This is a genomic window from Massilia sp. BHUDP2 (assembly GCF_046236355.1).
Taxonomy (GTDB): Bacteria; Pseudomonadota; Gammaproteobacteria; order Burkholderiales; family Burkholderiaceae_D; genus Telluria; species Telluria varians.
Genome location: NZ_JBJUVW010000002.1, coordinates 1,311,293 through 1,323,122 on the forward strand (window position 1 = coordinate 1,311,293; position 11,830 = coordinate 1,323,122).

The window sequence follows — 11,830 nt, forward strand, 5'->3', positions numbered from 1 at the left end:
TAAATTATCCGGCACGAAAGCGGAGCCGATAGTGATCACCGCGTGGGCGGGAGGACCCGCCCACCCTACAAAACCGCTATCTAGTCGGCCAGCGAAGTGTTGGCCGCCGTCCCGCACGAAAAACAGAAGCGGGCGAAGGCATTCTTGCGGCTGCTGCAGCAGCCGCAGCGGTCGAACAGGCCGATGCCGCAGTGCGGGCAGAAGTCGACGCTCGCATCCTTCAGGTCGACCGGCCGCTCGCATCCCGGACAGACGCCCTTGCCCAGCCGGGCAAGGGCGGCGTCGTAACGCAGGGTCTGGCGGCGCTGCACGTCCGGCAGCGCTTCGGCCTGCCGCTGGCGCGCCAGGTAGTGCTGCAGCGAGACGATCGCGTAACGCCCCACCAGCACCGTGACGGCGATGCCGACCAGGTAGCGCACGTAGCCGCCATAGCTCGGCAGGTAAGGCACGAGTTCGAAGAAGAAGGCGAACAGTGCGAAGAAGATGAATCCCCACACGAAGGGCCAGTACTGGCTCTGGCGCTTGCGCGCGAACAGCCAGCCGGCCAGCACCAGGAGCGGCAGGGTCAGGGCCAGGCGGTACAGGAAGACCCGCAGTTCCTTGGACGTGGCCGCCTGCTCGTAAGCGGCCCGCGCCGGCCTTTCCATGCGTTCCCAGCGCATCTGGGCGCGCTGCAGGGCCTGGTCGGCATCGAGCAGGGCCTGCTGCTGGGCCTGGACGGCCGCCAGCGCGCGGCGCTCGTCGGCCTCCAGCTTGTCCAGTCCGCGGGTACGTTCGAGCAGCTCGGGATCCTGGTCCGGACGCGCGGTCGCGCGGCGCGTGGCCAGCCAGTTATCGAAGGTCTCGCGCGCCGAGCGGGTATTCGCGCGCGCCACCTCGTGCTGCTGGGTGGCCTGCTCCAGGTCGAGCTGGGCAGTATCGCGCCGGGCCCGCGCCGCTTCCTGGCCGGCGCGCAGGGCATCGACCGCGTTGCGGTCCATGAATTGCTCGATGCTCAGGGGCCGCTCGACGTCCCACAGGTTATCGACGACTTTGCCGCCCAGGCCGATCAGGAAGGCGGCGAACGCGAACGCGACCAGCCACAGGGCGCGTTGCATCCATTGTTCGGTCAGGCGCAGGCCTTTGCTCATGAAACAGTCCTCCAGTGACGGTGATGGCCCAAGAGTGCCACTGGAGGGAGTCGCGGGCCAGTGCCGGCCGCAAGGGAGAGGTGTGCCGATACCCGGGGTACCGGCACACGATACCGCGGAGGATCAGAAGTAGGACAGGCCCAGCGCCTTCTTCACTTCGTCGGTAGTCTGCGCCGCCACTTCACGCGCCCGCATGGTGCCTTCCTTGAGGATCTGCAGCACCTGGCCGCGGTCCTTGGCAAACTCTTCGCGGCGTGCGCGGATCGGCGCCAGCAGCTCCTGCAGGATGCCTTCCAGGCGCTTCTTGACCACGCTGTCGCCCAGCCCGCCGCGGGTGTAGTGGGCCTTCATCTCGGCCAGGCCTTCCTTGTCGGTATCGAAGGCATCGAGGTAGATGAAGGCGACGTTGCCCTCCAGGTGGCCCGGGTCGGACACCTTCAGGTGCAGCGGGTCGGTATACACCTGCTTGACCGCGGCGCGGATCTCGTCGGCGCTGGCGCCCAGGTTGATGGTGTTGCCGAGCGACTTGCTCATCTTGGCGCGGCCGTCGATGCCCGGCAGGCGGCCGACTTCCGGCACGATCGCCTTGCACTCGACCAGGATGTCCTTTTCCGGGCTGTAGGTACGATTGAACCTGCGCACGATCTCGTTGCACTGCTCGATCATCGGGATCTGGTCCTCGCCCACCGGCACCACGCTGGCCTTGAAGGCGGTGATGTCGGCGGCCTGGCTGGCCGGGTAGGTCAGGAAGCCGGCCGGGATGTCGCGCTCGAAGCCGCGCAGGATGATCTCCTGCTTCACGGTCGGGTTGCGCTCGAGGCGCGCCACGGTCACCAGGTTCAGGTAGTAGAAGGTGAGCTCGGTCAGTTCCGGGATCTGCGACTGGATCAGGATGGTCGTACGGGCCGGATCGATGCCGCAGGCGAGGTAATCGAGCGCCACTTCCACCACGTTCCGGTGTACCTTACCGATGTCATCCATGTTGTCGGTCAGCGCCTGGGCGTCTGCGAGCATGACGAACTGGCGGTAGGTATTCTGGTACTCGACGCGGTTGCGCAGGCTGCCGACGAAGTGGCCGAGGTGCAGCGGACCGGTAGGTCGGTCGCCGGTGAGGATGATTGGCGTGGAAGTGTTCGGGGTTGGGGAGCTCATCGGGTTTCCTTGTTATTGCCCCGATCCTCCTGCGCTGGATGCGAAAACGCCACCCGGATCGAGGCGGCGTTAGTCGAAATGCACATCATTCCTGTGGCCGCACGCTAGGAGCGGCGCCACCAGGTCAACAAAAAGTGATGTGCTTTCGGAAAATTCATGGACCGCATGGTTGCAGGTTGGCGCAAGGATGTCAACCGCTACCGAGTCCCTGGCCTGCGGCCGGCTCTCCCCTTTCGACGATTTCTTTCCTGGGACGCCGAGCTGTAGGGAACTTGTTGCTAGAAAATTAATAATTGGTGAAACTGATGAATCCACAAAAGAGCACGAACAGCCAAATCCGTCCCCTGGAACTCTGGGGCGGCCTCGAATGCACGGTCAACCGTGTCCGCGACGAATACTTCAGCCAGCTCGAGCGCAACGGCCATCACGGCCGCGCCTGCGACATCAAGCGCTTCGCGTCCACCGGCATCCGCGCAATCCGCTATCCCGTGCTATGGGAACGCACCGCGCCCGAGGGCCTGGCCAGCGCCGACTGGAGCTGGGCCGACGAGCGCCTGAACGCCCTGCGCGAAGCCGGCGTGACGCCGATCGCCGGCCTGGTCCACCACGGCAGCGGCCCGCGCGACACCAGCCTGGTCGACCCGGCCTTCGCCGAACGCCTGGCCGAGTATGCCGGCGCGGTGGCCGCGCGCTATCCGTGGATCGAGTACTACACCCCGGTCAACGAGCCCTGCACCACCGCCCGCTTCGCCGGCCTGTATGGCGTCTGGTACCCGCACGGCCGCGACGACCGCACCTTCATCGAAGCCCTGCTGGTCCAGTGCCGCGCCGTGGTGCTGTCGATGCGCGCGATCCGCGCCGTCAACCCGAACGCCAAGCTGGTCCAGACCGACGACCTCGGCAAGACCTACGGCACGCCCGAACTCGCCCACGTGGCCGAGTTCTACAACGAGCGCCGCTGGCTGGCCTGGGACCTGCTGTGCGGCATGGTCGATGAAAACCACAAGCTGTGGAAATACCTGACTAAAACCGGCATCGCGGCCGAAGAATTCCTGTGGTTCCGCGAGAACCCCTGCCCGCCCGACATCATGGGCGTCAACTACTACGTCACCTCCGAGCGCTGGCTGGATCACCGTCCCGAGCGCTTCCCCGAGCACCACCGCGGCGTGGCCGACGGCATCCCCTGCGCCGACATCGAGGCCTCGCGCGTGCTGGCCACGCCGACCCCGGGCATCGCTCCGCTGCTGCTTGAGACCTGGGACCGCTACGGCATCCCGCTGGCCATCACCGAAGCCCACATCGACGCCAACCGCGAAGACCAGCTGCGCTGGCTGCTCGAGATCTGGGAAGCGGCCCAGCAGTCGCAACAGAACGGGGTCGACGTGCGCGCCGTCACCGTCTGGTCGCTGCTCGGTTCCTTCGACTGGAACAGCCTGGTCACCCAGAACAAGGGCTACTACGAACCGGGCCCCTTCGACGTGCGCTCGCCCATGCCGCGCCCGACCGCGCTGGCGCGGATGATGCAGGAACTATCCTCGGGCAAGCCGCTGTCGCACCCGGTGCTGCGCGGCCAGGGCTGGTGGCGCCGCCAGGGCCGCTTCCTGTGCCACCCGCCTGTGGCCACGCCCGCGGCGCTCACCTCGATCTCGGCCGACGGCCACCGCCTGGTGGGCACCGCTGCCGCCCCGATCCTGATCCTGGGCGCCACCGGCACCCTGGGCCGCGCCTTTGCGCGCGTCTGCCGCAAGCGCAACCTGTCCTACCGCCTGCTGTCGCGCAAGGAGATGGACATCGCCGACGCCGGCTCGGTCGAGCGTGCCCTCGCCGAGCACCAGCCCTGGGCGGTCATCAATACCTGCGGCTACGTGCGCGTGGACGATGCCGAGAATGAAGCCGAGCGCTGCCTGCGCGAGAACACCGCCGGCGCGGCGATCCTGGCCGCCGCCTGCGCGCGCCACGGCATCCACCTGACCACCTTCTCGAGCGACCTGGTGTTCGACGGCAAGCAAAGCCGCCCCTACGTGGAGTCGGACCCAGTGGCCCCGCTGAACGTCTACGGCCGCAGCAAGGCCGAGGCCGAGGTGGCGGTGCTGGACGAACACCCCGGCGCGCTGGTGGTGCGCACCAGTGCCTTCTTCGGCCCCTGGGACCAGTACAACTTCGTCACCCTGGCGCTGAACGCGCTCGAGCGCGGCGAGCCCTTCGTGGCCTCGAACGATCTGACGATCACGCCGACCTACGTGCCGGACCTGGTGCACGCCTGCCTGGACCTGGCGATCGACCGCGAGGCCGGCATCTGGCACCTGGCCAACGGCGGCGAGCTGACCTGGGCGGAACTGGCCCTGAAGGCAGCCGAGCGGGCCGGCGTGGATGCCAGCCGGCTGGAGGCACGATCGATCGCCTATGCGGCCGCGCGCCCGGCCTACTGCGCCCTGACGAGCGAGCGCGGCATCCTGCTGCCGCGCCTCGACCAGGCCCTGGACCGCTACCTCGAACTGCGCAACGTGCACGATCCGGAGATCGAGGAACTCCAGCACACCGCCGAAAGCCGCCAGCCGGTGGCCAGCGGGCACCGGCAGCAGGAGGAAACGCCGCCGGAGGCGATACAGGCCGGCAATTGCTGATAATGGAAGGACGAGGCTAGTCCCGTTGGGGGCAATGCTACCGGCATTGCCCCTGATTCCCGGGCCGGCACTGTACTGACAGCGCCGCTCCCACGCTACAATCCCGGGCAAACAACAACGCCACCGCCCGCCCATCGTGCAAGAGCAACACGCATTCCCTTTCCTGCGAGAAATCCTCCTCTTCCTGATCCTCTCGGGCATCCTGATTCCCATCCTGCAGCGCCTGCGCATCAACCAGGTGATCGGTTTCCTCGCCGTCGGCACGCTGGTCGGCCCCTTCGGCCTGGGCCTGCTGGCCGGCGAGCTCCCCTGGCTGGCCTTCCTCACTTTCCCGCGCGACCAGGGCATTGCGGCGCTCGCCGAGATCGGCGTGCTGTTCCTGATGTTCATGATCGGCCTCGAACTCTCGGCGGCGCGCCTATGGGCGATGCGGCGCTGGGTGTTCGGCGCCGGCACCGCGCAGGTGCTGGCCAGCGCGGCGCTGCTCGGCGGCGTCCTGCTGCTGGCCTACGGCCTCGACGCGCAGGCGGCCCTGGTCGTCGGCCTCGTGCTGTCGCTGTCCTCCACCGCGGTCGTAATGCAGCTGCTGGCCCAGCAGGGAGCCACCGGTTCCCCGCTCGGCCAGGCCGCCTTCGCCATCCTGATGCTGCAGGACCTCGCCGTGGTGCCGATCCTGCTCCTGATCGGCGCCCTCGGCGGCAGCGGCGGAGACAGCGTCGCGGTCCTGGCGCTCACCACCCTGCTGAAGGCCGGCATCGCCATCACCCTGATCTACTTGGTCGGCGGACGGGTCGTCCACAAGCTGTTCCGCGCGTTTACCGAGCACCGCCAGCCGGACGTGTTCATGGCGCTGATCCTGCTGAGCACCTTCGGCATCGCCGGCCTCTCGGCCGCCGCCGGCCTGTCGATGGCGCTGGGGGCGATGATCGCCGGCCTGCTGCTGGCCGAGACCGAGTTCAAGCACGAAGTCGAGCTGATGATCGAGCCCTTCAAGGGCCTGCTCATGGGCCTGTTCTTCATGACCGTCGGGATGAGCATCGACACCCGCCAGATCCTGGCGGCGCCCCTGCTGCTGGCCGCCTCGCTGGCCGGGCTGGTGCTGATCAAGGCACTGGTGACGGCAAGCCTGCTGCGCATCGGCGGCCAGCCCTGGAGCCGCGCGCTCGAAGGCGGCCTGCTGCTGGGCCAGGGCGGCGAATTCGCTTTCGTGGCGATCGGCTACGCCATGAGCGCGCGGGTGCTCGACCCGGCGCTCGGCGGACAGGTCATGCTGGTGGTCGGCCTGTCGCTGTTCATCACGCCCCTGCTGGCGCGCCTGGGACGCGCCATCGGCGAGCGCGGCGAACACGCGCGCAACGAACATGCGGCACAGGCCGACACCGGGGCCCTGGGCTCGGCGCGCGGCCGCGTCATCATCGCCGGCTTCGGCCGCGTGGGGCAGCAGCTGGGCAAGCTGCTGGGCGAGCAGAACATTCCCTTCGTGGCCTTCGAATGCGACGCCAAGCTGGTCTCGAAGCTGCATGCGGAAGGCCAGCCGGTCTACTTCGGCAACGCCGCGCGCCCCGAACTGCTGCGCCGCGTGCATGCCGACGAAGCGCCGGCGATCGTGCTGACCATGGACCACCCGGCGTCAAGCATGCAGGCGGTGCGCGGCATCCGCCGCGAGTTCCCGCACGCGCGCCTGTTCGTGCGCTCGCGCGACGAAAAGCACGCGCGCGCCCTGCGCCTGGCCGGCGCCAGCGTGGTGGTACCGGAAACGCTGGAAGCGAGCCTGCAGCTGTCGGCCTTCGTGCTGGAGGCGATGGGGCTGGACGCGCGCACTGTGGACGGCATCGTCGACCACGAGCGCGACCTGGTCACGGCCAAGCTGCTGGAGCCGGAGGGCACGAGTGCGAGTCAAGCCTGAACGGCCGGCCTAAATCAACTCGACAAGGCGCGCATCCCAGGCACAGACCCTGAAGCCGAGCCGCTGGATCAGGCCCGGCGCATCCTTTTGCAGCCTGTCGACGGTTTTGTAGATCCGTTCGAGCGCAGTCCCTTCGGTACGGACATACCGGTTCCAGAACAGCCAGTCGAATGAAGAGGAATCGATAAAGTCGATACTCTTCTCATATCCGGCAATCCATTTGATCCTCGTGCCCGCTTCGAGAAGCTCGCTCAACACGTCGACGTTCCCGAACAGGCAGCTGCCGAAATAGAGGGAATCCAGCCTTCCCGCGTTGCCGGCCGCCTCGCTGATCGTGTTCTTGATGATGGTCTTGGAGATCGAATCGCCATTCGAACCGTAGATGGCGTTCTCGGCCCCGTGGCCGGCGACATAGATATTATGGATTCCGTCGGCGGCGCTCAGGCGGACGAGAATCTCCCTGAACGCCCGGCCGTCATTGAACATCTCATAGTGATAGTGATGTGGCGAGTCACAATAAATATCACTCAGCAAATCGAACATGCCCCTGACGGACGTGTTCTGCTTTCTAAACCATTTCCCTTCGATGACTGCCAGCTTCATGCCTCGCTCATTCCTTTTTGTGTCGCATCAGTGCCGTCCCCGTGCGGCAGCTGTTCCATACGCAGTCTATTGAAAAAGTTGCAACTGCGCAATAATCTGCTGAGTTGCGCACGCCAGACAAGCGCAGCGCGCGTGAACACAGCCTCGCTATACTGGACCGGCTCACCGCCTGGAGGTGCATCATGTTCGCCCGTTTCGTCTGCATGTTGCTCGTCGCCTTTCCCCTGCTGGCCGGCGCGGCCGACATCCTGGTCGTCAACAGCCGCGCGACCGGGACGCTGTATCTTCCCGGCTCCCCGGGATACGCCTACTCGCTGGACTTCGCTTCCGAGCTGCGGCCGGCGTCGGTCGGGCGCCAGTCCGGGGACATCGTGTTCAGCGAATACGGTCCTGCGACCTTCACCCTGAGCTACAACGGGCGGACCGAAGTCTGGTCGGACGCCTGGGATCCCGGCATGGGCCAGACCTCGGGAAGAATGTCTCCCGGCAGTTCCATTCTCAATACCGGCGACACGTTCTCGCACGATTTCCGCTTCCTGCTCACCCGCGACAACTATGGGGCGGAAGGAGGCATCTCGCTGAGCACGCCAAGAGGCTCGTTTCCTGGATCCCTGGATTTCGTTCCCCAGGCCTTCACGGTGACCGATCCCGACCGGGCCAGCCTGGTCATCAACATGCTCATGGGCGGCGAACGCATCGCCCAGTGGTACGGCACGGTGGACAGCTTTTCATTGTCGATCAGTCCGGTGCCGGAAGCGCGCGCCGTTCAGGTGCTGCCGCTGGGACTGGCCGTCCTCCTCATTGCGGGGTGGCGCCGTCGCATGCCGGCCTAGGCGGGCACGCGCGCCGCCCTGCCTGCCGCCAGGCATCCCCACCACGCGGCCTCTTCGAACACCGACAGCCCGGACAGGTCGGCATGGGCAAACAGCAGCGGGCCATCCGCCTCGCGCAGCGCCGTCAGGCCGGCGTTGCCGCGAAAGCCAGGCTGCGGCACCGCCATCGCATGCGCGCGCAGCGTGATGTCCACACGCTCGACGCAAGGGGCAAAGGCCCAGCCATAGGCTTCCTTCAGGTCGCTTGCGGCCAGTTCCAGCAACGCGTCCGGGCTGGCCGACTGCAGCCAGCGCCGCGCCTCCAGCGGCGTGCGGTTTGATAAGGCCGTATAGGCCGTAAACACGGTCTTCTCGGGCGGGCGCGAACGGATGTCCTGGTGGGTCGAAACGACGTAGCCGAGTCCCCTGCCCCCGTAGACCACGTTGTCCCAGGCCAGCTGCGCATCGGGCAGCTCGCGCGGGAAGTCGCGCATCAGGAAGTTCGACACCATCCAGGGCGCGTAGTCCGGCAGGTGCCGGCGCGGATCGAAGCCATAGCGCTCGATGCCCTCGACCACGCGGCTGGCAACGAACAGCGGCATGGCTAGAATCGCGCGGCGTGCCCGCACCAGGAAAGAACGCGGTTTGCCCCGCTCCAGCGTAAAGCACAGCGCTTCGACCTTGCCGTCCACTTCGGCCACGTGCGCCGCCGTCCCCGCGCGCCGGCGCGGCCCCGCCTTGGCTGCGAGCGCTTCGGCCAGCGGCGCCAGCCCTCCCGACCAGGTCAACAGCGCGTTCTCCTCCGCATTTGCCGCCTGCCCCCAGCGTCCGGCGAAATAATGGATGCCGGCCCAGGCGGACACACGCTCGATGCCCGCGCCGTAGTCGTCGCGGCAGCAGTAGTCGAGGTACCAGCGCAGCGTGGCCGAACGATAGCCCTGCCCGCCCAGCCACTGCGCGAAGCTGACGCGGTCCAGTGCCGCAAACGCCGGATCGTTCGAGGACAAGGCCAGCGGGAACACGAATGCGCGCCGCCCATCCTTGCCGCGTACGTGGCGCAAGCGCGCCATCTCATCGAAGAAGGCCTTGTGCTCGGCCGCATCCGAGGCGTCCGTGGGCACCAGACCCTCGTGCCAAACGCCGTCGCGCAGCAGGCGTTCCTCCGGCCCGTGCAGGATGAAGCGCTCGTCGTAATAGGGCTTATCCTGGTCCGCGTCACGCAGCAGGATGCCGAGGTCCGCCAGCATCTCGCGCACGTGGGTCGATTCCGGGCCGGGCAGCGGCAGGTAGTGCGCGCCTGTCGGGCAGGCCAGGTCGCCGTAGCGGCTGCCGGCGGCGTTGCCGAAGGCTTCGGGACCGTCGAGCAGCAGGAAATCGTCATGACCCAGCTTCCCGAGTTTCCATGCGGCGCTCAGGCCGGCGATGCCGGAACCAAGGATCATGACGTCGGTCTCGATCGTTTCGCTCGGGGGCGGCAACTGCCCGCGATCGCGCAGGAAGTGCCCTTCCGCCCTGCCCGGCGTGTGCACGGCGGGCGTGATCTCCTGCCAGCGCAGGAAGCCGGCGCTGGTGGCCAGCCCGGCCGCGCCGGCGCCCGCCGCCGTCAGCAGGAAGGAACGGCGGTCCATCAGCGGATCACCTGGTTCCAGTCTTGCTCGAACTCGCGCACCAGCGACTGGGTATCGAGCCGGTTCGGCACCATCTGGCGGCGCGGCATGTCGGGCGGCCAGTCGAACATGGCGCGGGTGGTCTCGCCGGTCAGATAACGCATCGGCAGGCGGTACGAGGTCGGCGGCACGAAGCGGCCCTGGGGCGAGGCCATGATGAAGCCCCACTCGCCGAACGAGGGGACATACAAGTGGTAGGGCCAGGTCTTCAGCCCGACTTCGCGCAGCGTCGCCTCGATGGTCCAGTAGGCGTTCGGCGCGAAGAAGGGCGAAGTGGACTGCACCGCGATCAGGCCGTTGGCCGCGACGTGCTTGCGCAGCATGCCGTAGAAGGGCACCGAGTACAGCTTGCCGAGCGCGAAGCTGGACGGATCGGGGAAGTCGACGATGGCCACGTCGTACATGCCGGCTTCCTTCTGCAGCCAGATGCCGGCGTCCGCATTGATGATCTTGACGCGCTTGTCCTTGAGCGCGCCGGCGTTGAGCTTCACCAGCTCCGGCCGGGTTGCGAAGGCCTGCGTCATGGCCGGGTCGAGGTCGACCAGCGTGACTTCTTCCACCTGCGGATAGCGCAGCACTTCGCGCAGCGCCAGGCCGTCGCCGCCGCCCAGCACCAGCACCCGTTTCGCCCAGGGCAGCGACTGCATCGCCGGATGCACCAGCGCTTCGTGGTAGCGGTATTCGTCGCGCGAGGAGAACTGCAGGTTGCCGTTGATGTAGAGGCGCAGGTCGTCCTTGAAGCGCGTGATCACCAGGCGCTGGTAGGGCGTGGTGGTCGAGTACACGACGTCGTCGCCGAACAGGCCATGCTCGCCCCACTCCACCATCCGGTCCGAAAAGCCGAAGCCCAGCACCAGGGTGAACAGCACCGCGCTGGCGCGGATCGCCTTGCCGCGCAGGTGCGCGAGCTCGGCGCGAAACACGTACAGGGTCCACATCGCGACGCCCACGTTGAGCATCCCGAACAGGAAGCCGGTGCGCACCAGCCCGAGGTGCGGCGCCAGCACCAGCGGGAACAGCAGCGACACGGCGAGGGCGCCCAGGTAATCGAAGGTGAGCACGCGGCTGACGATCTCGGCGAACTCGGTGCGGCGCTCGTTCAGGGCGCGCATCACCAGCGGCACTTCCATGCCGACCATGGCGCCGATCAGGAACACGGTCACGTAGAGCACCGTGCGGAAGGGCGCGCCCATCCAGGTGAAGGTCATGAACAGCACCGCCGCCGAGACCCCGCCGATCAGGCCGACGGCCAGTTCGATGTCGATGAAGCGGGACAGCACGTCTTCGTCGCGCACATACTTCGAGAAGTGGGCGCCGACACCCATGGCGAACAGGTAGCAACCGATGATGGTGGAAAACTGCAGGACCGAGTCGCCCAGCAGGTAGCTGGACAATGCACCAGCAATCAGTTCGTAAGCAAGTCCGCAGGAAGCGACAACAAATACCGACAGGATCAGAATTTTTTTGGTCATGAAACAAATTTGTTCTAAGATCGCTGCTGCAATCTTGACTACTTTCTTTGGAGAAGCTTGTGCCCGCCATCCTAAACTATGTGCTGCATCTTGCGACGGCAATCGCGCTGGTTCTGGCATTTTTTGTGGTGTACACGCGGGTCACGCCCTACGACGAAGTACTGCTCATCCGCCAGGGGAACTGCGCCGCCGCGGTTTCGCTGGGCGGCACCCTGCTCGGCTTTTCGGTGACGATCGCCTCGGCGCTGATGCACACCGATAACTACTACGAATTCTGCGGCTGGGCCGCGCTGGCCATGCTCATCCAGGTGCTGGTCTTCGTCATCGCCACGCGCCTACTGCGCATGTCGAAGGACCAGATCGAGCACAACAACGTCGGTTTCGGCATCCTGCTGGGATCGATCTCGCTGTCGATCGGCCTGGTCAACGCCGGCAGCATCTCGTGATTTCACCAGGCTTCATTC

9 protein-coding genes are annotated in these 11,830 nt (G+C 66.6%); 4 read left to right on the forward strand and 5 right to left on the reverse strand.

The genetic code is table 11. From position 1 onward, the window contains the following. Nucleotides 1-80 precede the first annotated feature (80 nt). Together ACK6C6_RS16510 and trpS are read right to left on the reverse strand one after the other, a co-directional pair. A complete protein-coding gene (locus ACK6C6_RS16510; protein WP_409268219.1) occupies nucleotides 81-1,130 on the reverse strand; it encodes a serine endopeptidase in 1,050 nt (349 codons plus the stop codon). 123 nt (nucleotides 1,131-1,253) lie between these two features. Further along, nucleotides 1,254-2,282, reverse strand: a complete 1,029-nt coding sequence (gene trpS, locus ACK6C6_RS16515; protein ID WP_027866807.1) for a tryptophan--tRNA ligase — start codon at nucleotides 2,280-2,282, stop codon at nucleotides 1,254-1,256. A 305-nt stretch (nucleotides 2,283-2,587) separates the two neighbouring features. Between trpS and ACK6C6_RS16520 the strand changes: the two genes are divergently transcribed. Both ACK6C6_RS16520 and ACK6C6_RS16525 read left to right on the forward strand, forming a co-directional pair. Continuing rightward, a complete protein-coding gene (locus ACK6C6_RS16520) occupies nucleotides 2,588-4,906 on the forward strand; it encodes a family 1 glycosylhydrolase (RefSeq protein ID WP_409268221.1) in 2,319 nt (772 codons plus the stop codon). Between the two features lie 136 nt (nucleotides 4,907-5,042). Further along, the gene (locus ACK6C6_RS16525; RefSeq protein WP_409268222.1) at nucleotides 5,043-6,812 is read left to right on the forward strand and encodes a cation:proton antiporter; all 1,770 of its coding nucleotides are present in this window, start codon (nucleotides 5,043-5,045) and stop codon (nucleotides 6,810-6,812) included. Between the two features lie 9 nt (nucleotides 6,813-6,821). Here ACK6C6_RS16525 and ACK6C6_RS16530 read toward each other — a convergent pair whose 3' ends face one another. Continuing rightward, on the reverse strand, nucleotides 6,822-7,415 hold the full coding sequence (locus ACK6C6_RS16530; RefSeq protein WP_027866810.1) for a hypothetical protein: 594 nt from the start codon (nucleotides 7,413-7,415) through the stop codon (nucleotides 6,822-6,824). 182 nt (nucleotides 7,416-7,597) lie between these two features. On the opposite strand from ACK6C6_RS16530, the gene ACK6C6_RS16535 reads away from it, so the two are divergent. Next, nucleotides 7,598-8,248 (forward strand): hypothetical protein, encoded by a 651-nt coding sequence (locus tag ACK6C6_RS16535; protein ID WP_409268224.1) that lies wholly within the window; start codon nucleotides 7,598-7,600, stop codon nucleotides 8,246-8,248. Here the strand turns inward: ACK6C6_RS16535 and ACK6C6_RS16540 are convergent. Together ACK6C6_RS16540 and ACK6C6_RS16545 are read right to left on the reverse strand one after the other, a co-directional pair. Continuing rightward, nucleotides 8,245-9,855 (reverse strand): NAD(P)-binding protein, encoded by a 1,611-nt coding sequence (locus ACK6C6_RS16540; RefSeq protein WP_409268225.1) that lies wholly within the window; start codon nucleotides 9,853-9,855, stop codon nucleotides 8,245-8,247. The genes ACK6C6_RS16535 and ACK6C6_RS16540 overlap by 4 nt on opposite strands. After that, the gene (locus tag ACK6C6_RS16545; RefSeq protein WP_409268226.1) at nucleotides 9,855-11,366 is read right to left on the reverse strand and encodes a polyamine aminopropyltransferase; all 1,512 of its coding nucleotides are present in this window, start codon (nucleotides 11,364-11,366) and stop codon (nucleotides 9,855-9,857) included. The genes ACK6C6_RS16540 and ACK6C6_RS16545 overlap by 1 nt, the downstream gene beginning before the upstream one ends. A gap of 59 nt (nucleotides 11,367-11,425) precedes the next feature. Between ACK6C6_RS16545 and ACK6C6_RS16550 the strand changes: the two genes are divergently transcribed. Next, entirely contained in the window at nucleotides 11,426-11,812 is a 387-nt protein-coding gene (locus tag ACK6C6_RS16550) for a DUF350 domain-containing protein (RefSeq protein WP_209588132.1), read from the forward strand. Nucleotides 11,813-11,830: the final 18 nt, after the last annotated feature.